This is a genomic window from Arthrobacter sp. 131MFCol6.1 (genome assembly GCF_000374925.1).
GTDB lineage: Bacteria > Actinomycetota > Actinomycetes > Actinomycetales > Micrococcaceae > Arthrobacter.
Window position 1 is genome coordinate 131,014 of sequence record NZ_KB895547.1, and the last position, 22,929, is coordinate 153,942.

Annotated in this window: 24 protein-coding genes; 6 read left to right on the forward strand and 18 right to left on the reverse strand. The window is 68.6% G+C overall.

Annotated features, from left to right (window positions below; genetic code table 11):
* Positions 1–353 precede the first annotated feature (353 nt).
* The 3 genes from C566_RS22420 to lysS all read right to left on the reverse strand — a co-directional run bounded on the left by C566_RS22420 (position 354) and on the right by lysS (position 2,540).
* Positions 354–680 carry a histone-like nucleoid-structuring protein Lsr2 gene (locus C566_RS22420; protein WP_018774922.1) on the reverse strand — a complete coding sequence of 109 codons (327 nt, stop codon included), beginning with the start codon at positions 678–680 and terminating at the stop codon, positions 354–356.
* 154 nt (positions 681–834) lie between these two features.
* Positions 835–1,005 carry a hypothetical protein gene (locus tag C566_RS22975; protein ID WP_018774923.1) on the reverse strand — a complete coding sequence of 57 codons (171 nt, stop codon included), beginning with the start codon at positions 1,003–1,005 and terminating at the stop codon, positions 835–837.
* Between the two features lie 2 nt (positions 1,006–1,007).
* A complete protein-coding gene (gene lysS, locus C566_RS0113735; protein ID WP_018774924.1) occupies positions 1,008–2,540 on the reverse strand; it encodes a lysine--tRNA ligase in 1,533 nt (510 codons plus the stop codon).
* A 100-nt stretch (positions 2,541–2,640) separates the two neighbouring features.
* Between lysS and C566_RS21505 the strand changes: the two genes are divergently transcribed.
* The 3 genes from C566_RS21505 (at position 2,641) to C566_RS0113750 (ending at position 5,262) form a co-directional block, all read left to right on the forward strand.
* Positions 2,641–3,618 (forward strand): alpha/beta fold hydrolase, encoded by a 978-nt coding sequence (locus tag C566_RS21505; RefSeq protein ID WP_081627339.1) that lies wholly within the window; start codon positions 2,641–2,643, stop codon positions 3,616–3,618.
* Positions 3,619–3,674: 56 nt separating this feature from the next.
* Entirely contained in the window at positions 3,675–4,301 is a 627-nt protein-coding gene (locus tag C566_RS0113745) for a thymidine kinase (RefSeq protein WP_018774926.1), read from the forward strand.
* Positions 4,302–4,428: 127 nt separating this feature from the next.
* Entirely contained in the window at positions 4,429–5,262 is an 834-nt protein-coding gene (locus C566_RS0113750; RefSeq protein ID WP_018774927.1) for an alpha/beta fold hydrolase, read from the forward strand.
* 21 nt (positions 5,263–5,283) lie between these two features.
* Here the strand turns inward: C566_RS0113750 and C566_RS0113755 are convergent, their stop codons facing one another.
* The 15 genes from C566_RS0113755 to dacB all read right to left on the reverse strand — a co-directional run bounded on the left by C566_RS0113755 (position 5,284) and on the right by dacB (position 20,733).
* Positions 5,284–6,783: an MDR family MFS transporter gene (locus C566_RS0113755; RefSeq protein ID WP_018774928.1), complete on the reverse strand. Its 1,500-nt coding sequence runs from the start codon at positions 6,781–6,783 to the stop codon at positions 5,284–5,286.
* Between the two features lie 180 nt (positions 6,784–6,963).
* Complete coding sequence (gene panC, locus C566_RS0113760) at positions 6,964–7,866, reverse strand: pantoate--beta-alanine ligase (RefSeq protein ID WP_018774929.1); 903 nt, start codon at positions 7,864–7,866, stop codon at positions 6,964–6,966.
* 1 nt (position 7,867) lies between these two features.
* Positions 7,868–8,788 carry a Rossmann-like and DUF2520 domain-containing protein gene (locus C566_RS0113765; protein WP_018774930.1) on the reverse strand — a complete coding sequence of 307 codons (921 nt, stop codon included), beginning with the start codon at positions 8,786–8,788 and terminating at the stop codon, positions 7,868–7,870.
* Positions 8,781–10,394, reverse strand: a complete 1,614-nt coding sequence (locus C566_RS0113770) for a PH domain-containing protein (RefSeq protein WP_018774931.1) — start codon at positions 10,392–10,394, stop codon at positions 8,781–8,783. The genes C566_RS0113765 and C566_RS0113770 overlap by 8 nt, the downstream gene beginning before the upstream one ends.
* An 18-nt stretch (positions 10,395–10,412) precedes the next feature.
* Positions 10,413–10,925 carry a PH domain-containing protein gene (locus C566_RS0113775; RefSeq protein ID WP_018774932.1) on the reverse strand — a complete coding sequence of 171 codons (513 nt, stop codon included), beginning with the start codon at positions 10,923–10,925 and terminating at the stop codon, positions 10,413–10,415.
* On the reverse strand, positions 10,906–11,433 hold the full coding sequence (locus C566_RS0113780; protein WP_018774933.1) for a DUF3180 domain-containing protein: 528 nt from the start codon (positions 11,431–11,433) through the stop codon (positions 10,906–10,908). Before C566_RS0113780 ends, C566_RS0113775 begins: the two co-directional genes overlap by 20 nt.
* The gene (gene folK / locus C566_RS0113785) at positions 11,430–11,999 is read right to left on the reverse strand and encodes a 2-amino-4-hydroxy-6-hydroxymethyldihydropteridine diphosphokinase (RefSeq protein ID WP_018774934.1); all 570 of its coding nucleotides are present in this window, start codon (positions 11,997–11,999) and stop codon (positions 11,430–11,432) included. The genes C566_RS0113780 and folK overlap by 4 nt, the downstream gene beginning before the upstream one ends.
* On the reverse strand, positions 11,996–12,355 hold the full coding sequence (folB, locus tag C566_RS0113790; RefSeq protein WP_018774935.1) for a dihydroneopterin aldolase: 360 nt from the start codon (positions 12,353–12,355) through the stop codon (positions 11,996–11,998). Before folB ends, folK begins: the two co-directional genes overlap by 4 nt.
* Positions 12,356–12,368: 13 nt before the next feature.
* Positions 12,369–13,319 carry a dihydropteroate synthase gene (gene folP / locus C566_RS0113795; RefSeq protein ID WP_018774936.1) on the reverse strand — a complete coding sequence of 317 codons (951 nt, stop codon included), beginning with the start codon at positions 13,317–13,319 and terminating at the stop codon, positions 12,369–12,371.
* A gap of 11 nt (positions 13,320–13,330) precedes the next feature.
* Positions 13,331–13,975 carry a GTP cyclohydrolase I FolE gene (gene folE / locus C566_RS0113800; protein WP_026266692.1) on the reverse strand — a complete coding sequence of 215 codons (645 nt, stop codon included), beginning with the start codon at positions 13,973–13,975 and terminating at the stop codon, positions 13,331–13,333.
* Between the two features lie 9 nt (positions 13,976–13,984).
* A complete protein-coding gene (gene ftsH, locus C566_RS0113805; protein WP_018774938.1) occupies positions 13,985–16,051 on the reverse strand; it encodes an ATP-dependent zinc metalloprotease FtsH in 2,067 nt (688 codons plus the stop codon).
* Positions 16,052–16,248: 197 nt separating this feature from the next.
* Positions 16,249–16,800, reverse strand: coding sequence for a hypoxanthine phosphoribosyltransferase (gene hpt / locus C566_RS0113810; protein WP_018774939.1), 552 nt, complete (start codon positions 16,798–16,800; stop codon positions 16,249–16,251).
* A gap of 30 nt (positions 16,801–16,830) precedes the next feature.
* Positions 16,831–17,865 carry a tRNA lysidine(34) synthetase TilS gene (gene tilS / locus C566_RS0113815; protein ID WP_196802380.1) on the reverse strand — a complete coding sequence of 345 codons (1,035 nt, stop codon included), beginning with the start codon at positions 17,863–17,865 and terminating at the stop codon, positions 16,831–16,833.
* A 98-nt stretch (positions 17,866–17,963) separates the two neighbouring features.
* Entirely contained in the window at positions 17,964–19,115 is a 1,152-nt protein-coding gene (locus C566_RS0113820; protein ID WP_026266694.1) for a zinc-dependent metalloprotease, read from the reverse strand.
* Positions 19,116–19,239: 124 nt separating this feature from the next.
* Positions 19,240–20,733, reverse strand: a complete 1,494-nt coding sequence (gene dacB / locus C566_RS0113825) for a D-alanyl-D-alanine carboxypeptidase/D-alanyl-D-alanine endopeptidase (protein WP_051082323.1) — start codon at positions 20,731–20,733, stop codon at positions 19,240–19,242.
* Positions 20,734–20,875: 142 nt separating this feature from the next.
* On the opposite strand from dacB, the gene C566_RS0113830 reads away from it, so the two are divergent.
* The 3 genes from C566_RS0113830 to C566_RS0113840 all read left to right on the forward strand — a co-directional run bounded on the left by C566_RS0113830 (position 20,876) and on the right by C566_RS0113840 (position 22,918).
* Complete coding sequence (locus C566_RS0113830; RefSeq protein WP_018774943.1) at positions 20,876–21,367, forward strand: inorganic diphosphatase; 492 nt, start codon at positions 20,876–20,878, stop codon at positions 21,365–21,367.
* Between the two features lie 115 nt (positions 21,368–21,482).
* Positions 21,483–22,238, forward strand: a complete 756-nt coding sequence (locus tag C566_RS0113835; RefSeq protein ID WP_018774944.1) for a DUF429 domain-containing protein — start codon at positions 21,483–21,485, stop codon at positions 22,236–22,238.
* A gap of 80 nt (positions 22,239–22,318) precedes the next feature.
* Positions 22,319–22,918: a MarR family transcriptional regulator gene (locus C566_RS0113840; protein ID WP_018774945.1), complete on the forward strand. Its 600-nt coding sequence runs from the start codon at positions 22,319–22,321 to the stop codon at positions 22,916–22,918.
* The last annotated feature ends 11 nt before the right edge of the window (positions 22,919–22,929 follow it).

Here is a 22,929-nt window from a genome sequence, read left to right on the forward strand (position 1 = left end):
TGACGGGCGCCCCGCCGTCGGCATGGCAAGGGTTCCCGAATTGACGAAGATGGCCGCTAAGCCTGGTCCCACAGCGGCCATCCCTGGCAAATGGTCCACCACGTACGGGACATCGGCCCGGGGATGCTGCAGGTGAGTGCCACCGGCGGCGGAGCGGGCGTGTAGCCGGGCGGGCCTTCCCGCCGGGCGCTTGGCCGGACGGGCGCCCCGCCGCCGGCATGGCAATGCCCCCGTCAGATAACGGGGGCATTGGCATTTGACTGAGGCTCGATTACGACGCCATGAAACGTGATTGCGGCTTGATACTGCACCCTCATGCCGGGCACGACAGCGCGCTCCGACGCGGGTCCCTGCTAGGAATTGGCCTTTTGGTAAGCTTCCTGAATTTCAGCCTGGATACGTCCGCGGCTGTTTACCGCATAGCCGTTGTCCCGTGCCCACTGACGGATCTGGGCAGAGTCCTGATTCCGTCCGCTGGAAATTTTCGTTCGCGTGGCGCGTCCGCTTGACGTTTTGCGCGCGTGCGTTACAAATCGTTCCACCGCGGAGCGCAGTTCTGAAGCATTGCTTGACGACAGGTCTATTTCGTAGCTGACGCCGTCAAGGCCAAACCGGACAGTTTCGTCCGCGGATCCCCCATCCAGATCATCAACGAGGATGATTTTTACTTTCTGTGCCATAAAGGACTCTCTTTCCAAAGATCGAGCGTTTAGAAAAGCAGGATGTATCTGGAATAAGTATCCTCCGCGTTACAGCAGGGAGTCAAAGCGCAAAACTCTGTCCAAAGGAAAACTACAGGCGGCAATAGGGAACTATTACTTCTTTCCCGGGCAATTAGCTTCCCGGGGTCCCGGAATCCTGTCCTTTGGCCCTAGTTTCGGCTTCGGCATGGGCGCGGGCTTCTGCCTGCCGCTCTGATTTGTCGGCATTGAATATGGATTTCATGGCAAACCAGAAAAGCAGGCCCACCACGATGGGGGGCAGCAATACGGCGATATAGTCCACGCTCAGTGTCCTTCGGGCTTCAACAGGGGGAAGAGAATCGTTTCGCGGATGCCGGCTCCGGTGAAGAGCATCACGAGCCGGTCGATGCCGAGGCCGATCCCGCCCATGGGCGGTGCGCCGTACTCGAGCGCACGGAGGAAGTCTTCGTCCAGCTGCATTGCCTCCACGTCACCGGCGGCGGAGCGGCGGGACTGTTCGGTGAGGCGTTCGCGCTGGATCACCGGGTCAATCAGTTCGGAGAACGCTGTGCCCCGTTCCATGCCGCCGATGATGAGGTCCCAGGCCTCGATCAGCCGGCCGTCTTCGCGGTGCTGGCGGGCCAGCGGCTGAGCGGACGGCGGATAGTCGTAGACGAAGGTGGGGTTGAGCAAAGTCGGCTCCACCAGTTCGCCGAAGAGTTCGACGACGAGCTTCTCGGCTTCCCAGGCGGCGTCGACCTTGACCTCGTGCTTGGCAGCCAGCTCCAGCAGCTCGGCAACCGGGGTGTCGGGGGTTACTTCCTGGCCCACGAAGTCGGACAGTCCCGGGTAGACAGCCAGCCAGGTCCAGTCGCCGTCGAGGTTGATCTCCCCGGCTTCGGTCTGCAGCACGCGGCCCACACCGGCGGCGTCGGCGGCATCCAGGATGATTTCCTTGATCCGGTCCGCCATGACGAACTGGTCTGCCCACGCCTCGTAGGACTCCAAAGTGGTGAACTCGGGGCTGTGCGTGGAGTCCACGCCTTCGTTGCGGAAGACCCGGCCCATGTCGTAGACCCGGTCGATCCCGCCGACCACCGTGCGCTTGAGGTAGAGCTCGGTGGCGATGCGCAGCGTCATTTTCTGGTCGAAGGCGTTCATGTGCGTCTCGAAGGGACGGGCCGTCGCGCCGCCGTGAACCAGCTGCAGCATGGGGGTTTCCACCTCGACGTAGCCCTGGCGGTGCAGGGTTTCGCGGATGGAGCGGGTGATCGCGGCGCGGGTGTAAACCATCTCGCGGGCTTCGTCGCGGACAATGAGGTCCACGTAGCGCTGGCGGACACGCGTTTCTTCACTCAGCCCGGCGTGCAGCACGGGCAGCGGGCGCAGCGCCTTCGAGGCCATGGTCCAGGAATCCGCCATGACGGAGAGTTCGCCGCGGCGTGAGGAGATGACCTCGCCCTTGATGAAGACGTGGTCGCCGAGGTCCACGAGGGACTTCCACTCCGCGAGCGCCTCCTCACCGATGTTGGCCAGGCTCAGCATGACCTGCAGCCGTACGGCCTTGCCGTCCAGGCCGCCCTCCTGGAGGGTGGCGAAGCAGAGTTTGCCCGTATTGCGGATGAAGACGATCCGGCCGGTCACGCCGACGGCGTCGCCGGTGGTTTCATCGGCCTGCAGGTAGGCGTATTTCTCCCGGATTTCCGTGAGCGAGTGCGTGCGTTCGACACCCACCGGATATGCCTCGACGCCGCGTTCGATCAGCTTGGCGCGCTTCTCCATGCGGATGCGGGTCTGTTCGCTGGCGTCGTGCGGCTCGGCGGCGGTGTTCGGGGCGGGGGTGTTTTGGGAAGTCACAATCCCCAAGTTTACCGTCGATTTGCGTCCGGAAAGGTCCCGGCCCGGTTCTGCCCGGGCGGCAGCCAGACGGACGGGTGGCGGGAATAGACTCGAAGTTGTGGAGACATGGACAGTGAGGACCGACGACGGCAACGGACACCTTGAGCTGCACACCATCCGTCCGGCGGGGCATGCACCGGGCAGAGCAGCAGCGTCAGACGCCGCCGTGGCGGCCCGCGGCAAAGGATCCGGCATCGTCGTCGTGCACGGGACACTTATCACCGATGCGCTCTACCGGTCCTTTGCCCGAAAACTTTGCCGGCTGCTGGAGCAGCCGGTGCACTGCTACAACCGCCGGGGTCGCGCCGGTTCCTCGCACCAGCCGGCCGACTATTCCGCCGCGACCGAGGTGGCCGACCTGGCAACCGTGCTCCGCGAGACCGGCGCCAGCGACGTCGTGGCCCACAGCTATGGCGGGTTCGTGGCCCTCGAGGCCGCCCGGAGCCTGCCGATTCGCAGGATGGTGACTTACGACGCCGCCGTGAGCCTCTCCGGGAACCTCACCCGGCGCTGGCGGCCCGAACTGGAAAAGTCCGTGGCTGCGGGCGAGCTCGACCACGCCTGGGCGCATTTGGTGCAAGGCCTGGAGACGGCCGGTCCGGTATCCATGCTGCCCCTGGGCGCGCTGCGCATGCTCAGCATCCTCTCGGCCCGGACCAGGCTCGGCGCCGAAATGCGGCAGCTGCTGCCCACGGCCGTCGCCGAAATGCGCGCCGTACTGGATGCCGACGCCGAACTTGAGGATTTTGCCGCCATCACCACCCCCACCCTCATGCTCAGCGGCGGCTGGAGCCCCGGCTACTTCGCCGAGACGAGCCACCAGCTTGCCGACGCCGTCCCCGCGGTCAGCTTCGCCGTGGTCCCCGGGCAGCTCCACGAAGGCCCCATCCGGCCGGGAAGCCGGCTGGCCCTGCGCACGGCCCGGTTCCTCCGCGGCGGACCCGGGGCTGCGGCCCCGCCGCCCGTCAGCCTGGCCGGCAGCCTTGCAGCCGCGGGCGTGCCGGCCCGGTGGCGGCGGAGCGGGCCCGGCCGCTGAGGGCGGCAACGCGACCGACCGCTAGAATCGGGGGCGACCCTTTCGAAAGGACCCCCTTGGCCAAGCTCTATTTCCGCTACGGCGCCATGAACTCCGGCAAATCTACGGGGCTGCTGCAGGCGGCGTTCAACTATGAGGAACGCGGCCAGCGGGTCCTGCTGGCCAAGCCGGACGTGGACACCAAGGGCGACTCCGACGTCGTGTCCCGCCTGGGCATGACCCGTTCGGTGGACTTCTTGATCCCCGCCGGCGCGTCGGCCCGCGCGCTTTTCACCGCCCAGGCCCACGGCGACGATCCCGACGCCCTGCTGCAGCACGTGGACACCCCGCCGGTGGCCTGCCTGCTGGTGGACGAGGCCCAGTTCCTGGAACCGGAGCAGGTGGACGACCTCTTCCGCATCGCGGTCCTGGACAACGTCCCCGTCCTCGCCTACGGCATCCGCACCGACTTCCGGACCCGCGCGTTCCCCGGTTCCCTGCGCCTGCTGGAGATCGCGCACACCCTCGAAGAGCTCAAGACCATCTGCCGCTGCGGACGGAAGGCCATCTTCAACACGCGCCGGATCGGGGACCACGTGGTGTTCGACGGGAACCAGGTTGCGATCGACGGCCAGGACGTCTGGTATGAGTCGCTCTGCGGCGCCTGCTACCTCGAGGTCTCCGGCGGCCGGCTGGGCAACTAGCGCAGGCGCAGCGCCGCTGCCGCGTCCTGCCCTGCCCTGCCCTGCACTGCACCGCACCGCACTGCACTGCGGCCATACTGCACTGCGGCGTACTGCACCGCGGCGCGGCCTCGGCTAGGCTCGGAGCATGACCCGCGAGAACATCAGAACCCCCAACGGCGGAACGATCGAGCTTTTGAGCACGGGCGCCGAGCTCGCCTCGGCGGGTTCGGGCATCGTCGTCGTGCCGGCCTCAATGGTGACCGCCGCCGATTACACCCGTTTCGCGCAGAAACTCAGTGCGTCACTGGGCCGACCGGTGCACACCTTCAACCGTCGCGGCCGCGGCTCGTCCTCCCCGCAGCCTGAGGATTACACCCTGGACGTGGACATCCACGACCTCGACGCCGTCATGAAGCACACCGCCAGCACGGACGTCTTCGGCCACAGCTTCGGCGGGGCGGTGGCCCTGCACGCGGCCCGCACCCTGCCGGTGGAACGGCTGGCCGTGTACGACCCCGCCGTGTCCGTCAACCACAGCGTCACGGCGGACTGGACACCCGAATACGAGCGGGCGACCGCAGCCGGCGACGACGACCGCGCCCTCGCCGTCCTGCTCAAGGGCCTGGAGACCGGCAGCGCCCTGTCCCGGATGCCGCTGTCCATGCTGACGCTGGCGAACAAGCTTTCGGCGGGCACTCCGATCGGCAAGCAGCTGCGCGACCTCATGCAGACCGGCGTTCGCGAGATCAAGGCGATCATCGCCGCGGACATGCCGGCCGAACCCTTCCTGGAACTGCCGCTGGAGACGCTGATCATTGTTGGCGAGAAGAGCCCGGCCTACTTCGGCGTGGCCTGCGCCCAGATCCACGATGTCCTCTCCGGCTCCAGCTATACGATCCTGCCGGGCATGGGACACGACGGCGTCAACAAGGCGCCGGACAAGCTGATCGCCGAGCTGAGCGCGTTTTACTCGGGCTGAGCCCGCGTTGGTTGGCTACCCCTAGTGGGCGGCTGGGTGTGCCGCGCCTTCGGTTTTGCGCATCATGGAGGACAGCACGACGGCGGCGACGGCTATGACGGCCGCCGTCAGGAATGCCGCATGCATGCCGGCGACCATGCCCGAGTTAGCGGCCACGAAGGCGTAGATCGAGACCAGGAGCGCCGTGCCGGCGGCGCCGGCCACCTGCTGCAGCGTGCTCATGATGGCCGAGCCGTGGGAGTACAGGTGCGGCGGCAGCGGGTTCAGCCCTGTGGTGAAGGCCGGGGTGAACAACAGCGCCAGGCCCAGGCTCAGTGCCACATGCAGGGCGATGATCCACCCCAGCGGCGACGTGGCGTCCAGCATGGAGAACTGCCAGAGGGACAGCACCATCATGATCGAGCCGGTCACTGTCAGCGGCAGGGGCCCGACCCTGTCGAATACGCGGCCGATGAAGGGCCCCAGCAGGCCCATGGCCAGTCCGCCGGGCAGCAGGACCAGGCCGGTCTCAAGTGAGGTCAGGCCGCGGATCTCCTGCAGGTACAACGGCAGCAGGATCACCGCGCCGAACAGCGCGATCATGGCCACGACCAGCAGCAGCACAGACACGGTGAACATCCGGAAGGTGAAGGCGCGCAGGTCCAGCAGGGGGCCGTCGGTCTTCTGCAGCTTCAGCTGGCGCAGGACGAACGCTGCCAGGGCCAGCACGCCCACCGCCAGGGCCACCACGGCGGGGGTGCGGGATCCGCCCTGGCCGCCGCCGATCTGGCTCAGGCCGTACACCAGGCCGCCGAAAGCGGGGACCGTGAGCACCACGGAAAGGGCATCGAGCCGGGTCTTCTCGGTCTCACCGATGTTGGTCAGGTACCTGGCCCCGATGGCCAGCGCGGCGAGGGCGATCGGCAGCACGAAGACGAACATGAACCGCCAGGAAAAATGCTGGAGGATCAGGCCGGAAACCGTGGGACCCAGTGCCGGCGCCACCGAAATGGCGATGCTGACGTTGCCCATGACGGCGCCGCGGCGTTCCAGCGGCACCAGCGTGAGGATGGTGGTCATCAGGAGCGGCAGCATGATGGCGGTGCCGCCGGCCTGGACAATGCGGGCCAGCAGCAGGACTTCGAAGCCCGGCGCGAGGGCGGCCAGCAGCGTGCCGCCGGAGAACAGTCCCATGGCCAGCATGAACACGGCACGGGTGGTCAGCCGCTGCAGGATGAATCCGGTGGTGGGAATCACGACGGCCATGGTGAGCATGAAACCTGTGGACAGCCACTGCACGGTGGGCGCATCGATGTTCAGGTCCACCATCAGCCGCTGCAGGGCCACGTTCATGATGGTCTCGTTGAGGATCACGACGAAGGTGGCCACCAGCAGCGTGGCGATGATGGCCACGGACTCCCGGGACATCTTTGCCGGCGCGGCGGGCGCGACCGGCGCCGCCGGCAGGTTCTGCGCGGGGACGGCGGGGGCAGCGCCCGGTGCGGGATCGCCAGAGGCGTTGGAAGAGACGTCTGTTGACATGGGAATTCCCTCAGGGAGTTTGGTGTGGGTCCGGCGAGCGTCGGCGCTGCTGCAGGTTGCAACAGTCTAAGGCCCGGGCGCATTCCCGTCACCGGAAAACCAACGCGGGGTCAGTTACCGCCCATCGGAGGCCGCGACATGGGCGGTAAGTGACCCCGCGTTGTTTCTGGGGGTTGGGGGTTAGGAGTTCAGGGGCGCGTTGTCGATGAGGCGGACGGGGCCCACCGTGGCGGCGATGATCGCCAGCCCCTCGCCGCGGAACGGGGTGTCCCGGCAGTTCTCCGCGAGGGGCTCGAGGGTGCGCGGATCCACTACCTCGAAATAGTCCAGCTCCACGAGCGGCTGGGACCGGACGAGGGCCTGCGCGGATTCGACGTCCAGCGGCTCATGGGCGTTGGCGCGCGCCTCGATGAGCCGCAGCGCGCGGGAGAGCACCAGGGCCGCCTCGCGCTGGTCTTCGGAGAGGAAGCGGTTGCGGCTGGAGAGCGCCAGACCGTCGGCCGAGCGCACAATGGGCACCGGCACGATCTCCACGGGGAAATTCAGGTCAGCCACCATGCGCTGGACCAGGGCCAGCTGCTGCGCGTCCTTCTGCCCGAAATAGGCGCGGTACGCGGGCTGGCCGCCACCGGGCAGGCCGGCACCAGGGATGCCGTAGTGGAGCAGTTTCGCGACGACGGTCAGCGCCCCGTCGAAGTGCCCAGGCCGGGACGCGCCTTCCCATTTTTCACCCAGGGGTCCCGCCGTGATCCGCACGAGGGGTGCCCCGCCGGGGTAGACCTCCTCGACACCCGGCGCGAACGCCAGGTCCACCCCTTCGGCGTCGAGCAGCGCGAGGTCGGCATCGAGGGTGCGCGGGTAGCGTTCCAGATCCGCGGCCTCGCCAAACTGCAGCGGGTTGACGAAAATGCTGGCCGCCACGACGTCGTTCTGGGCGACGGCCGTCCGGGCCAGCTGGGCATGTCCCTCGTGCAGGGCGCCCATGGTGGGCACGAGGCCCTGGGACGTGCCGCCTTTCTGCGCCAGCAGCCGGGCGCTTGCGGCGCGGAGCTGGGCCGCCGTGGTGACGAGTTGGATTGCCATGTCAGGGTCCTTCCGGGGCGGGCGTCCCGTTCTGGCCGGGCCCGCCGAGCGCCTGTTCGATGCCGTCGAGTTGTTCCGGCTTCAGGAGCCCGCGGCTTCCTGCCCGGCGGGCTGTCGCCCGGGCCATGGCCAGGTACGCCTCAAGAATATCGCCGGCCGCGCCGCCGTCGTACTCGCGGAGGGCGCCGGCGTGCGCGGCCACCGTGCCGGTGTCGCCGCGGGCCACGGGCCCGGTCAGGGCCGTTTCGCCGGAGGCGAGGGCGTTCTCGAGGGTGGCGCGCAGCAGCGGGCCCAGCATCCGGTCCGGGGCGTCGACGCCGACGTCGCGGAGCAGCTGCGAGGCCTGCGCTACGAGCGTGACCATATGGTTCGAACCGTGCGCGAGGGCAGCGTGGTACAGGACGCGGTCGGCCTCGGCGATCGCGACGGGCTCGGCGCCCATTTCGACGACGAGTGCCTGGGCGATCGGCAGCATCGCGGCGTCGGCCGTGACGCCAAAGGTGCAGTCCAGGAGCCTGGTGAGGTCCAGGCTCATGCCCGTGAACGTCATGGCCGGGTGCAGCGCGAGCGGCACGGCGCCGGCGGCGCGGACCGGGTGTAGGATCCCGACGCCGAAGCGCCCGGAGGTGTGCGCCACGAGCTGGCCGGGCTGCCAGGCGCCGAGCTTGGCCAGTCCGTTCACCAGCGGGCCCAGGGCATCGTCCGGGACGGCAAGCAGGACCAGTTCGGCGCGCTCCACGATGTCCTGCACCTCCAGGATCGGGACGCCGGGCAGGAGCGTTTCGACGCGTTCTTTGCTGGCGTCCGAAACGGCGGACGCCCCGATGACGGCGTGCTCGGCTCCTCGCAGCGCCGCCCCCAGGACGGCACCGACCTTCCCTGCGCCAATGATTCCGACGCCGAGGCGTCCTGGTTTAGCCATGATGCGGGCCTTCCTGGGGGTCTTCTGCGGGTGGTGCGGCCGGCTGGGCCGCCGGCTCCAGCCAGTGTTCGCTCTTCTGGTGCTTGCGCGCGGCGCGGGCACGGGCGGCCTGGGCATCGAACAGGGCCCGGGCTTCGTCCAGGCCGGCCTGGATGAGCCGCGGGGCCACCGGACCCGCCGTGGTGTGCAGGACCAGGTCCGCCACCCGGAACCGCCGGGCGAGCGGACCCTGCTCGAGCGCCATGGACTGGGTGCGCTGGTGCGGCACCACCACGAAGTTCCGCCACCAGCGGCCCGACCTCAGGAGCAGGGCGGTCTCCGTTGCCGTGAAACCGTTGCGCCGCCAGCCCAGCGGCGCCAGGAACCGGGCCCGGCGCGGGCTGGTGACGAAGCCGCCGTCGGCGTCCCGGCCGGCTGCGCTGCCCGGGGCCCCGGCGGGGTCCGCGAGGCCGGTGATCCCGGCGGTGAACAGCCCCACCGGATCCTCGGTTCCGGGATCCGGGAGCACCAGGGCGAGGATTTTCATGACGTCGGCGAGGGATCCCACCGGAAGCAGCGTGGTCCGGGCCGACCCTTCGCCGGCGCTGCTGGCCAGGCCATAGCCGGCCACGTTGACCTGGATCCGGTACCAGCCGAACACCCGCCACAGCGGCGGCTGGCTGACCTTCAGCGCCTGGATCCTGCCCGGCGGCACGGTCTGCGCCTGCGTGTCCAGCAGGCCGTAGCGCAGCCGGATGCCGTCCGGGGAAACGGCGGCCGTGAAGTTGTAGCCCCTGTTGAACGAGGACCAGTAGGAGGCGAGGAGCCCGATCGCGGCAGGGATCAGGAACACCGTGAAGTTCCGGTTTTCCGTGACGGCGGAGAGCATCACCGAGGCAATGCCGCCAGCCAGGATCACAACGCTTTGTTCGCTCAGGAGCAGCGAGCCCAGCAGGCGCGGCGGCGGCACGGTCAGCACGGCCTGTTCGGGGGCCTCCACGGCGGCGGACGCCAGCTCTCCGGACGCTAGCTCTCCGGGCTCCGGGTGTCCCGGCTCAGGCGCCGGCGTCCCGGCCGCGGCACCGGAGGCGCGGGCCAGGATTGTCGCGCGGAGCTGCCGGGCCTCGTCCGCGCGCAGGTACGCCAGGCGCACCGCGGACTGGCCGGCGTCGGCGACTTCGAACCGCAGTTCAGCCAGTCCGAAGATCCGCGCCAGCAGGGGCTGCACGACGTCGATCGCCTGCACCCGGTCCAGCCTGGCCTGCCGCTGCTGCTTGAACAGGAAACCGGTGTTGACGCGCACGTAGCCGCCGGCCACCTGGTAGCGGGTGAAGTACCAGCTCAGGACGTAGCCGAGAACGGTCAGCAGCAGCAGGGTGCCGCCGCCGAGCAGCAGCCACGGCGCCCGTCCGGCCAACCGCTCGTCAAAGACCGGGCCGCCCTGCAGGAACCGTTCGAAACTGTCGCGTCCGAAAAAGAACAGCAGTGCGGCCAGCGCAACCCAGCCGCGGACAAAGGGCGACGCGGGGTGCACGCGCAACCAGCCGGCGTCGGCGTTTGTCCCGATTCCGGATAGGACGGCGGTTCCGTCGGCGGCGCGTCCGGCATCCTGCGGTGTCAGCGCCATCCCGTCACGGCCTTCCCGTCACAGCCCGGCCAGCCGGGCTTCGCCGCGGGCGGACAGTCGTTCGCGGAGCCGGGCGCCTTCGCTCGCGGGCAGGCCGGGAATCTCGGCGCTGGTCGCGGCGGCTGCGGTGTGCAGCTTCAGAGTGCACAGGCCCAGCTGACGTTCGACCGGGCCCACCGCAATATCCACGTACTGCATCCGCCCGTAAGGAACCACGAGCGTGCGCTGAAAGAAGATGCCCCGCCGGATCAGGAGGTCGTCCTCACGCTCGGCGTAGCCGATCGAGCGCACCTGCCGGGGAATCAGCACGAGCCGCCACAGGGCAAGAACCAGCGCGACGGCGGGCAGGGCGACGGCCAGCCAGACCGGCGGCCAGGTCCACGCCCCGGTCAGCACCAGGACCAGGGGAAGCGAGAGCAGGGCCACCGTGATCAGGGTTCCCAGCGCCCATCCCGCGAGGCGCACCGTGACGTACTTCGGTGACACCCTGAGCCAGTCGATGCCTGGAGGATCAATCGCTTCGGTACGCATATTCGCCTTCTGCCGAGGGCTTGCTGCGCTTTCCCTGCACGCCGGGGCGGGAATCGGCGTCGCCGTCCTCGGGCGGAATCCGGCAGAACCGCTCAACGACGAGCCCGACAACCACCATGATCAGCGCGCCGCCGGCCATGGCCAGGGCCTGCCAGGTGATGTCCTGGTTGCTGCGCAGGTTCCACAGCCGCAGTTGCTCCACCACGATTCCCGCGTGCCAGCCCAAAAGTACCGCCCCGGTGTAGGCGCAGGCCTGGGCGAGGACCAGGGTCCAGGCCGCCAGGATGGGGTTGAGGATTTTCTTCTTCTTTTTGCCGTTGCGCCACCGGAGCACGCGGATGCCCAGCACCAGCGTGAGGGCCACGATCACACCCATGGTCACCAGCCCCGTCAGGGGCAGCACCGGGGTGGCCAGTCCGTAGCGGCCGGAGAGCATGGTGGCGAACCAGCCGGCCACGGCCAGGACCACGCAAATGGCCAGCAGGAGCAGGGGGCTGGTCAGCTTCACGGCCGCTCCGCCGCACCGGGCACGCCGGTGGTCTCCGTGGCTGTGACATCCGCCGCGGACTGGTCCTGGAAGCCGTCAAAGGTGGCGAGGTCGGCGAAGTCGGCCGCTTTCGCCGCGAGGTCGCCCACGCGTTCGCCGTTGAGTTCCGCCGCGGGATCGATCAGCGACCACGGATAGAGCACGAACGCCCGTTCCGCGGCCCGGGGGTGCGGCAGGGTGAGCTCGGGGTCGGAGCTTGCCACGTCCCCGTACGTGATGATGTCCACGTCCAGGGTCCGCGGCCCCCACCGGACCTCGCGCACGCGCAAATGCTTCTGCTCCACATCGTGGCAGTGCTGCAGCAGCTCACGCGGCGGCAGCGACGTCTCGACGGCGATCACCATGTTCAGGAAGTCAGGTTGGTCCGGCGGGCCACCGACGGCCTTAGTCTGGACGATCGGCGAGATGGCCAGCAGGCGCACCTCCGGCGGGTCGACGAGGTCTGCGACGGCGGCGGACAGTGTGTCGCTGCGCTCCCCCAGGTTGCTGCCGAGCGCGATCACGGCACGGGTGTAGAGCGGGCTCACGTCCGCCTCCGGTGCACGCTGACGGCGACGTCGCCGAAGTCGACGTCGATCGGGGCCTTGGGCTTGTGCACGGTGACGTCCACGGCGGCGACGGGGAATTTCTGCAGGACGTCCTCGGCGATCCGCACCGCGAGGGCCTCGATCAGGTTCAGCGGCTCACCCGTAATCCAGTCGCGGATGCAGTTGGCCACCTCGCCGTAATGCGCGGTGTCCAGGACGTCGTCGGAAGCTGCCGCCTTGCTGAAGTCCAGGTGCAGCACCGCGTCAACGACGAACGGCTGCCCGTCGCGGCGCTCGAAATCGAACACACCGTGATGGCCGACGGCGGTGACGCCGCTCAGCGTGATCTGATCCATGGTGCCGGCCGGTTCAGTTGGTGCCGGCGGCGGCGGAACCGGCCGCTGCCGGAGGCGTCGGGGGTGCCATGCGGGCGGCGACCTTGACGGCGTCCAGGCTCGCGCCGACGTCGTGCACACGCACAGCCCAGGCACCGCGGAAGGCGCTGATGGCGGTTATGGCGGCGGTGGCGGCGTCGCGTTCAACCGGCTGGGCGGCCTTGCCGGCCACGGTCAGGAGGCTGCCGAGGAAGCGTTTGCGCGAGCCGGCGACGAGGACCTTGTGGCCCATGGCCTGCAGGACATCCAGGTGCTGCAGGAGCTCCCAGTTCTGGCCGTCGTTCTTGGCGAAGCCCAGTCCCGGGTCCACAATGATCTGCTCCGGCGCGACCCCGGCGGCGTACAGCTTGTCGCGGACGCCGGCGAGCTCCGTCACCACTTCCCCTGCAACGTCACGGTAGTCAGTCAGGGAGTTCATGGTGCTGGCGTCGCCGCGGCGGTGCGTCAGGATGTACGGGACCTTGGTGCGGGCGGCCAGTTCGGCCATTTCCGGTTCCATGGTCAGGCCCGAGACGTCGTTGATGATCGCGGCGCCGGCCTTCAGGGCTGCGGCAGCCGTCACGGCGTGGGTGGTGTCGATGCTGACCAGGGCGCCGGCCTTGACCAGGGCCTCGATGACCGGCAGGACCCGGCGCTGTTCCTCGTCAGCGCCGACTGCCGTGGCACCCGGGCGGGTGGATTCGCCGCCGACGTCGATGATGTCCGCCCCGGCGTAGAACATCCGCAGCCCTGCCGCGATCGCCGTGTCTTCCGTCGCGTGCGCTCCGCCGTCGCTGAAGGAATCAGGGGTGACATTGAGGATTCCCATCACCAGTGTCCGGTCCGTGGGCAGGTCCTGGAACTTCGCCGCCGGGCGCGGTTTGCGCAGGATGGGCAGGGGCGAGGTGGCCGGGCCGGTCCCCGGGGCTGCAGCTAGGGAGTCCATAGTCTGTGTTCTTACCTTCCGAGTATGAGGCTCATGGCTTCGGCACGGGTGGCCGGGTCATGGAGTTGCCCGCGCACTGCGCTGGTGACGGTCTTGGCGCCGGGCTTGCGGATTCCCCGCATGGACATGCACAGGTGTTCGCATTCGACGACGACGATCGCGCCGCGCGGATTGAGGTGCGTGACGAGGGCCTCGACGATCTGGGTGGTCAGGCGTTCCTGGACCTGCGGGCGCTTGGCGAACATGTCCACCACGCGCGCCAGCTTGCTCAGGCCTGTGACCTTGCCGTCGTGGGACGGGATGTAGCCCACATGCGCCACCCCGTGGAACGGCACCAGGTGGTGCTCGCAGGTGGAATAGAACGGGATGTCCTTGACCAGCACGAGTTCCTCGTGCTCGAGGTCGAAGGTGGTGGCCAGGATCTCGGCGGGGTCGTGGTGCAGGCCGGCAAACATTTCCACGTACGCCTTGGCCACCCGCTTCGGGGTGTCCACGAGACCGCCGCGGTCCGGGTCCTCACCGATCGCCAGCAGGATTTCCCGCACAGCGGCTTCAATCCTGGGGCGGTCCACTTTGGACTTTGAATGCGGGGCTTCGCCGCCCCCCGCCGAAGCAGCAGCGGGGGCGGGAACGTCGTCGTCGAAGTTAGAAGTCACAGAAGAAGCCTAGCCGGGATGACCATCAGTCCCGATATCCGTTGCACCGCCCTGGAAGGACTCCTGTCCGCCGACGCCCTGGGCATGCGGGGGCTGGGCATCCAGGGGCTCCTCGAGCCGGGCCTGGGTGGCTTCCTCCTGGGCTTCGCGCTCCGCCTTTTCGCGGCGCGACTCCACCGGGCCGGCGTCCTGGACCGGGCGGGTCTCCTTGGAGAGCCAGACGTCGCGGAAGTCGCGCTTGCGGATATTGGTGAAAACCTGAGCGATTTCGGCCTGGTTCAGCGTTTCGCGTTCGAGCAATTCCAGCGCGAGCTCGTCCAGGACGTCCCGGTTCTCGGTCAGGATGGCGTAGGCCTCATCGTGGGCGCCGTCGATCAGGCGGCGCACTTCCTCGTCGACGATGTAGGCGATCTGGTCCGAGTAGTTGCGCTCGTGCCCGGCGTCGCGGCCAAGGAACGGTTCGCCGCCGCCCTGGCCGAGGCGGACGGAGCCGACCCTTTCGCTCATGCCGAACTCGGTGACCATCTTCCGGGCGATCCCGGTCGCCTTCTCGATGTCGTTGGACGCACCCGTGGACGGATCGTGGAAGACGAGTTCCTCGGCGACGCGGCCGCCCATGGCGTAGGCCATCTGATCGAGCAGCTCGTTGCGGGTGATGGAGTATTTGTCGTTCTCCGGGACCACCATGGTGTAGCCCAGGGCACGGCCGCGGGGCAGGATGGTGATCTTGGTGACCGGGGCGGAGTTCCGCAGGGCAGCCGCGACCAGGGCGTGGCCGCCCTCGTGGTACGCGGTGACTTTGCGTTCGTGTTCCTTCATCACCCGGCTGCGCTTCTGCGGGCCGGCCATGACGCGGTCGATTGCCTCGTCGAGGGCGCGGTCATCGATCAGGTTCGCGTTGGAACGGGCCGTCAGCAGGGCGGCCTCGTTCAAAACGTTGGCCAGATCCGCGCCCGTGTAGCCGGGGGTCTTCTTGGCAACAGCCTTGAGGTCGACGCCGGCGGCCATCGGTTTGCCCTTGGCGTGCACCTGCAGGATCTGGTCGCGGCCGATCAGGTCGGGGGCTTCCACCGAGATTTGCCGGTCGAAACGGCCCGGGCGCAGCAGTGCGGGGTCCAGGACGTCGGGGCGGTTGGTGGCGGCAATCAGGATGACGTTGGTCTTGACGTCGAAGCCGTCCATTTCCACCAGCAGCTGGTTCAGGGTCTGCTCGCGCTCGTCGTTGCCGCCGCCGATTCCGGCGCCGCGGTGCCGGCCGACGGCGTCGATCTCATCGACGAAAATGATCGCCGGCGCGTTGGACTTGGCCTGCTCGAAGAGGTCGCGGACACGGGAGGCGCCCACGCCGACGAACATTTCCACGAAGTCGGAGCCTGAGATGGAGAAGAAGGGAACGCCGGCCTCGCCGGCGACCGCGCGGGCCAGGAGGGTTTTACCGGTGCCCGGAGGGCCGTAGAGCAGCACGCCCTTGGGAATCTTGGCGCCGACGGCCTGGAACTTGGCCGGTTCCTGCAGGAATTCCTTGATCTCCTCGAGTTCCTCGACGGCCTCATCGGCGCCGGCGACATCGCTGAAGGTCACCTGGGGCATGTCCTTGTTGACCAGCTTGGCCTTGGATTTGCCGAACTGCATCACCTTGGACCCGCCGCCCTGCATCCGGGAGAGCAGGAACCAGAACAGGACGCCGAGCAGCAGCACGGGCACCAGCAGGGAGAAGAGCCCGGAGAACCAGTTGTTTTCGATCGGCTGGTCGGTGAAGCCGCCGGACGGTTTGGAGTCCGTGACCGCCTTGACGACGTCCTGGGCGCGGGCGTTGACGAAGTAGAACTGGACGTTCTTGCCCTTGTCCTGCCCGTCGACCTGGAGGTTGTCCTTCAGGACCAGGTCCACCCGGTTCTCGGCGTCGAAAATCTTGGCCTGTTCAACCTTGCCGCCGGCTGTCAGCAGCTCAAGGCCCTTGTCGGTGTCGATCCGGCTGGCGCCGCCCGGCGCAAGCGTGGCAAATGCCAGCAGCAGCATGGCCACCACGACGACAATCCAGATGCCGGGGCCCTTGAAGAAACTCTTAGCTTTCATCTGTTCGGGGCTGGCCCCGTCCCTCCTGGTAGTGCTGCACGGCGACCGATCTGCGCGCGTGTGGTGCTGCGTCAGGTTCTAGCTATACACCGTCGCACTATCCCACGCACGGCAAAGGGCAAAAGTTCCCTGTGGGCGTAGCGGGGCCGGGCCTCCGGCCGCCCGGGGCCCGGACGGGGCGCCCCCGCGTGAACGACTTACTCGTAGACGTGCGGGGCCAGGGTGCCGACGAAGTCCAGGTTGCGGTACTTCTCGGCGTAGTCCAGGCCATAGCCCACCACGAACTCGTTGGGGATGTCATAGCCGACGTACTTGACGTCGATCTTGACCTTGGCGGCCGTCGGCTTGCGGAAGGCGGTGCAGATTTCCACCGACGCCGTGCCGCGTGATTCCAGGTTCGTCTTGAGCCAGGACAGCGTGAGGCCGGAATCGATGATGTCCTCGACGATCAGGACGTCTTTGCCCATGAGGTCGGTGTCGAGGTCCTTCAGGATGCGGACCACGCCTGAGGACTGCGTGCCCGAGCCGTACGAGGAGACGGCCATCCAGTCCATGGAGACGTGGGTGTGCAGTGCACGGGCCAGATCTGCCATGACCATGACGGCGCCCTTGAGCACGCCGACGATCAGGAGGTCGCGGCCCTCGTAGTCCTTGTCGATCTGCGCCGCGAGTTCGGTGATCCGTTGCTGGATCTGTTCCTTGGTGTAGAGAACGTGTTTGAGGTCTGCCTGGACGTCGTTTGAATCCACCAATGGCTCCTGTGTAGATGCGGGGTGCGACTAATTTCGGGGCGGCTGTTGAGGCCGGAATACAAGCTTCCCACAGCGGGCGGCTTCGCGGGGAACACCGGCGGCGGACGGCTCCGCCGCAAGGAGCTGCGCGAGCGAGAGCCGGTAGACGCTGACCGCGCCGGGAAGCTCCACCGGACCGGCCGATCCCTGGCGGCGCAGCAGTGCTTCCGCCGCGAGCAGGCGCTGGTAGCTGGGCTGCTGACCGCCCACGGCGGCGGCGGCCTTGGCGATCACCCGGAACCTCACGGCCGGGGCGAGATCCCGCAGTTCGGTCTCCGGAAGGCTGATCTCCTCGCCGGCCTGCTGGCGCAGCCGCTCGAACGTGTCGTTCGCCACGTCCTCCAGGTAATCGGCGTCGAGCTGCAGGATCGCGGCCGTGCGGGCGAGCGATTCGGCAACGCCGGGGCCAAGCTTGTCTTCCAGCAGGGGCAACACCTCAACCCGGGTCCGGGAACGCGCGTACACGGGGTCCGTGTTGGACGGGTCGTGCCAGGGCTCCAGGTCCTCCACCCGGCAGATCTCCAGGGTGTCCGCACGCCGCAGGCCCAGGAACGGGCGCAGCAGCCGGCCACGGGCCGGCCGCATCCCGGCGAGGGAACGGGTACCCGACCCCCGCGCCAGGCCCAGGAGCACCTGTTCGGCCTGGTCATCGAGGGTGTGGCCGAGCAGGATCGCGGCTGCACCTGCCTCGTCCGCGGCGGCCTCGAGGGCCGCATGGCGGGCGTCCCGGGCAGCAGCCTCGGGGCCTGCGCCGCTGGAGGCGACCTCGACAGTCCTGATCGTCACCGGAGAGAGCCCGAGCTCTTCGAGGGTCCGGGCCGTGGTGGCGGCGACCCCGGCCGAGCCCGGCTGAAGCTGGTGGTCCACGACGACGGCGCCAACAGAGACAGGATGGCCGTCCACGTGACCCCGGCGCCCGAAATAGGCGGCGACGGCGGCGAGAGCCAGCGAGTCCGGCCCGCCGCTGCAGGCGACCAGGACGCGGTCCGGGTAGCCGGCCGCGGCAAGGGCGTCCTGCAGCATTTTTCGCGCCGTGCCGACCACCGGCGCGAGGCGGCCGGGCCGGCGTCGTCCGCTGGAAATCGAGGTCGAACCGGCGCCGTCGGGGGCAGTCATGGCGGCTAGAGGCCCATCCGGTCGAGCCAGAGCTTGGAGTCGTGGATCTCGGGTTCGCTGGGGAGACGGTCCGCGGACTCCCAGACCTTGTTGAAGCCTCCCATGCCGGCGGCGGCCACCACTTCCCGGACGAACTTGGCGCCGTCGCTGTACTGGCGCATCTTGGCGTCGAGGCCGAGCAGGTTGCGGATGAATTTCTCGATCATGCCGCGGTCCTGGCCGCGGTCGTTGAAACGCTGCCGGATGGTCTTCACCGAGGGGACGATGCTGGCGTCCACGGCGTCCATGACCACATTGGCGTGGCCCTCGAGCAGGCTCATGAGGGCAGTCAGGCGGGACAGGGCCGCCTTTTCCTCCGGGTTCTGGAGCAGGTCCAGGATGGCGCCGCGTCCGGGTGCGGTGCCGGGAGCCGCGCGGTCCTTCAGCGATTTCGCGGCCGCCGAGGCCCGTTCCATCAGGGAATCGACATTGCCCAGCAACAGTCCGCTGAGGTTTTCGATCTCTTGGAGCATGTGGTGCCGCAGCCACGGTGCGGCGGCAAACTGCACTCGGTGGGTCTGTTCGTGGAGGCAGACCCAGAGCCGGAAGTCCGCGGGTTCCACTTTCAGTTCGCGTTCCACGGAGATGATGTTCGGCGCGACGAGCAGCAGCCGCCCGGAAGCGGGGGCCGTTGAGTTTTCGGCCAGCGCGGAAAAGGGATCGTACTGGCCCAGGACTTTGCTCGAAAGGAAGGCCAGGATGGCGCCGAGCTGGCTGCCGGTGATGGCTGCGCTGACCCCGGCAGCCCCGGGGCTGAGGGATCCGCGGCCCTCCAGCAGCTTTCCCATGGCGGGCTTGAGCATGACGGCGAAGCTCTGCGTGTTGGCCTTGGCCCATGAGGCCCGGTCCACCACGAGGACCTCGGAGTCGCGCAGGTCCCGTGCGGCGTCCAGGCCGGTGATGTGGTGGACGTGCGGCACGGCCATGTCCGCCATGAGCCGCAGATTTTCGACGGCGGCACCGATCTCGGCTGCGCCCAGGACGGGACCTGCCGGCGTCAGCCGGGCTGCCGTGGACGCGGCGAGCTCCCAGTTGATGAGATCTGGGGCCTGGGCCGATGCCCCGCTCGGCGTCTTGGGTGATGTCTCGCTTGATGTCTGGCTTGCAGAGGACTCCATGGGGTCCATCAGATCACAAGGGCCCGACAATCCGCCTTAATTTTCGCTGACCGGCGAACCAGCCGCGGGTTCCCGGCTCCCGGCCGGGGGTTCCCGGCTGCGCGTTCCTGGCCGGCCGCCGACGTCAGCGGCAGCCGCAGCCGGCGAGGACGGCGGCGGAGCGGTCCAGTGCGGCCTTGTTCGCGGCGCCGGGGGTCAGCCCGTTGCCGACGAAGGAAAAGACCAGGAGCCGGCCGTCGGCGTCGACCACGTAACCGCTGAGCGCAATGACCGTGTTCAGCGTGCCCGTTTTGGCGCGGACCAGCCCGGCGCCCGCGGCCGAGGCCGCATCCGTGTAGCGGTCCCCCAGGGTTCCGGTGAGCCCGGCGACCGGGAACCCGGTGAGGGCGGCGCGCAGCCGGGGGTCTGTGCCCGAGGTCATGGCCCGGACCACGTCCGTCAGTTGCCGGGCCGAGACCCGGTTGGCCAGGGCCAGGCCGGAGACGTCCGCGGCCCGGAGGGAGTCAGTGGGAACGCCCATGTCCTGGACCTGCGCCAGCACGGCGGCAATGGCGTCGTCGCTGCTGCCGGGCCGGCCGGCGCCGAGGGCGGTCATCCGACCCATCACCTCGGCGAGGTAGTTGTCCGAGGTCTGCAGCATGAAGTCCACCTGCTGCCCCACTGTGGCGGACTGGACCTCGGCCAGGATTTTGACGTCCCGGCCCTCCGGCGCGCTGCCGGGCTGGACCCGGGCGATGCCGGGGGCCACGGACAGTCCCTCGGCCGCCGCGGCCGCCGTGAGCCGGGCGGCGAACACCTCGGCGGCGGTCATGGCGGCGTCCTGCGGGCGGGGTCCGGTGGTCCTGGCGGGGTCGAACCTGGCGGAGTTCAGCGCCAGCGGGTACAGCGGGGCCATCTCTCCGGCGGCGACGTCCTCTGGGCTCCACGCCTTGCTGAGCGGGGGGCCGCTGAAGAGGGAGTCATCCAGCAGGACGTTCACCGGGCCGGTGACGCCGCCGCCCTTGAGGGCATCGATAGTGGCCTTCGCGAGCGTCGTCAGCCCGGCGCGGCCCAGAACGGCCCCGGGGGCCGATTCCCCGGCGCCCAGGAGGACGTCGCCCCCGCCGCTCAGGATCACCGAGCCGGCCGTGGGCCCCGCCAGCACGCGGGTGCTGAAGCGGCGGTCCGGTCCCAGGACGCGCAGGGCCGCGCCGGCTGTGAGGAGCTTCATGTTCGACGCCGGAACGCGGGCCTCGTCGGCAGCCCGGTCGAAGAGGACCTGCCCCGTGGTGGCGTCCTGGACGATGCCGGTGAAGGTGCCGGCGCCGTCGGGTTTAAGGGTCTTGTTCAGCTGCGCGGCGAGGGCGGCGCCGGCCGGAACCGGCGCGGAAGCGCTGAGGGGCACGACTCCTCCCGAACCGTTGCCGGGAAGGCTCAGCGTGGCGGGGATCTGCTGCCAGGGCGGTGCTGTTTGCGAGGCGCCGGAGCGCTGGTCCGGGCCAAGGAATGCCGGGGCGATGGCGATGCCGGCCGGCAGTGCCACTGCCACCACGAGGAGGGTCTGGAGCAGCAGGGCGGGCATACCGCGAAGCCTGCCGGGCGCCGGCTGGGTGCCCTCGCGGCTGGTTCTCGGTTTCATGCTGCTGCTGGTCCTTAGTCCTGAAATGTCCCCACTAGTTCCTGAAACCAGCGCCTCTCGCTATATCCTCAATAGTAGTCGGCGGCACCGACAGCCCTTTTGCACGTGCCGCGCACCCCCTGAATTCGTCAAGGAGCATTCCATGAAGCATGACGTGACCATCGAGATCCCCAAGGGATCGCGCGTCAAGTACGAAGTCGACCACGAGACCGGCCGCGTCCGCCTGGACCGCGTCCTGTTCACGTCGATGCAGTACCCCACCCACTACGGTTTCTTCGAGAACACCCTGGGTGAGGATGGAGATCCGCTGGACGCGCTGGTGCTCCTGCAGGACTTCGATCTCTACCCGGGCGTGATCGTCGAGTCCCGCCCGATCGGCGTGTTCAACATGACCGACGACGGCGGCGGCGACGCCAAGGTCCTGTGCGTCCCGACCGATGCCCGGTTCGACCACATCAAAGAGATCAGCGATGTCAGCGAGTTCCTGATCAAGGAAATCGAGCACTTCTTCACCCGCTACAAGGACCTGGAGCCGGGCAAGTGGGTCAAGGCCGAGGGCTGGGGCGACCGCGCCGCCGCCGAAGCCGAGCTGGCAGCTTCCATCAAGCGTTACGTTCCGGCAGCCGGCCACTGACCGTTCCTGCACAAGAACGCGGGGTCGTTTACCGCCCATCCGGGGGTCCGGATTGGGCGGTAAACGACCCCGCGTTTTTTCATTTGGCGTTTTTTCGATTGGCGGGAGCCCGGTGATGAGGACTCTCGGCGTCGACCTCGCTGCCGCCGCGAAGAAAACGGCGGTGGCCGTCATTGAATGGGACGACGGCGCGGCTCGCCTGGCTCATCTGTCTTTGGACGTGGGCGACGAGGAGATCCTCCGCCTCTTCGGCACCAGCGAAATGACGGGGATCGACTCCCCCTTGGGCTGGCCGGACGCGTTTCTTCCCTTCATCGCCGGGCACCTGAACTTCGACCCCCACCCGGTACTCGACCATGACGGGATCGCGGGCCGCCGGCTGCTGGCCTACCGGGACACCGACCGTTTCGTCACCGGTCACACCGGCCTGATCCCGCTCAGCGTCTCCGCGGACCGGCTGGCCCACCCGGCGATGCGTTGCGCGGTGATCCAGGCGAAGATCGCCCGGGAGTACGGGCCGCAGGCCAGGGACGGCAGCGGCCGGCTTGCCGAGGTGTACCCGGCGGCGTCGCTGAAGCTCTGGGGGATCCATGCCCGCGGCTACAAGGGACGCGGGGCGCCGGAGGCGGAAAGGCTGTCCTCGGCCGTGGCGGATCTGGCCGTGAAGGCGCCGTGGCTGGACCTGGCCGGGTACCGGGCCGACCTTGCGGCGTCCGATGACATGTTCGATGCCCTCATCGCCTCCCTGTCCGCGCGGGCCGTCGCCCTCGGCCGGACGCTGCACCCCGGGCCCGGGCACGCCGCGGCGGCCCTGACCGAGGGCTGGATCCACCTGCCCTCCGGCCAGCTTTCCGGCCTCGCGTCCTGGTAACCGCCTCTGTTACGGCCCCGGCACCGCACGCCCGCCGGCAACTTGCCCCGCAAATGCCAGCAGGTAGTGTGTCATCCAGAATGTTCACGCTGACCATCAATCAAACCGACAGCCGGCGCGACGGCGACCGCGTGCCGCAGCTCCTCAAGGACCTGCGGCACATTCCGGCGCGCCTTGATTTCGACCGTTCTGTCGAGGACGAGGTCCAAGGGATCCTGGACTGTCCGCATCAGGCGGTGGAAGCGGCCATGATCGCCCTGCGCAGCGGCAGCTGGTACGTGGGCATTGGCGTGGGCCCGGTCAATGAACCCCTGCCGAACCAGATCAAGGACGCCTCCGGCCACGGGCTGATCTATGCCCGGCGCGCAGTGGACCGTCTCCGGAACCACAAGGACCGCGTCCGGGTGGCCGTGGAGGGCCCGCTGGCCGATCTTGCCGCGGAGGCGGAGGCGGTCCTGCGCCTCCTTGGCCACATTGTGCACGACCGCAGCCACGCGGAATGGCGGGTACTGGACCTGCTCACCCCGGGGGTGCGGGGTCAGCAGAAGGCAGTCGCCGAGGAACTCGGGATCACCACCCAGGCCGTGAGCAAAGCCGTGGCCCGGTCCCAGTGGAACGAAGAGCACGCGGCCCGGCCCGCTGCGGCGCGGCTCCTGAGCCTCATCCTCGACGTCCGCTAGCCGTCCCGGCC

Bases quoted from the DNA above. Each gene is read 5' to 3' on its own strand.
- folP (WP_018774936.1), bottom strand. From the start codon at position 13,319: ATGGACTCCCTAGCTGCAGCCCCGGGGACCGGCCCGGCCACCTCGCCC.
- C566_RS0113840 (WP_018774945.1), top strand. From the start codon at position 22,319: ATGTTCACGCTGACCATCAATCAAACCGACAGCCGGCGCGACGGCGAC.
- C566_RS0113770 (WP_018774931.1), bottom strand. From the start codon at position 10,394: ATGGCGCTGACACCGCAGGATGCCGGACGCGCCGCCGACGGAACCGCC.
- C566_RS0113765 (WP_018774930.1), bottom strand. From the start codon at position 8,788: ATGGCTAAACCAGGACGCCTCGGCGTCGGAATCATTGGCGCAGGGAAG.
- tilS (WP_196802380.1), bottom strand. From the start codon at position 17,865: ATGCTGCAGGACGCCCTTGCCGCGGCCGGCTACCCGGACCGCGTCCTG.
- C566_RS0113830 (WP_018774943.1), top strand. From the start codon at position 20,876: ATGAAGCATGACGTGACCATCGAGATCCCCAAGGGATCGCGCGTCAAG.
- dacB (WP_051082323.1), bottom strand. From the start codon at position 20,733: ATGAAACCGAGAACCAGCCGCGAGGGCACCCAGCCGGCGCCCGGCAGG.
- C566_RS0113835 (WP_018774944.1), top strand. From the start codon at position 21,483: ATGAGGACTCTCGGCGTCGACCTCGCTGCCGCCGCGAAGAAAACGGCG.
- panC (WP_018774929.1), bottom strand. From the start codon at position 7,866: ATGGCAATCCAACTCGTCACCACGGCGGCCCAGCTCCGCGCCGCAAGC.
- C566_RS22420 (WP_018774922.1), bottom strand. From the start codon at position 680: ATGGCACAGAAAGTAAAAATCATCCTCGTTGATGATCTGGATGGGGGA.
- ftsH (WP_018774938.1), bottom strand. From the start codon at position 16,051: ATGAAAGCTAAGAGTTTCTTCAAGGGCCCCGGCATCTGGATTGTCGTC.
- C566_RS0113750 (WP_018774927.1), top strand. From the start codon at position 4,429: ATGACCCGCGAGAACATCAGAACCCCCAACGGCGGAACGATCGAGCTT.
- C566_RS0113820 (WP_026266694.1), bottom strand. From the start codon at position 19,115: ATGGAGTCCTCTGCAAGCCAGACATCAAGCGAGACATCACCCAAGACG.
- C566_RS0113755 (WP_018774928.1), bottom strand. From the start codon at position 6,783: ATGTCAACAGACGTCTCTTCCAACGCCTCTGGCGATCCCGCACCGGGC.
- folB (WP_018774935.1), bottom strand. From the start codon at position 12,355: ATGGATCAGATCACGCTGAGCGGCGTCACCGCCGTCGGCCATCACGGT.
- C566_RS0113775 (WP_018774932.1), bottom strand. From the start codon at position 10,925: ATGCGTACCGAAGCGATTGATCCTCCAGGCATCGACTGGCTCAGGGTG.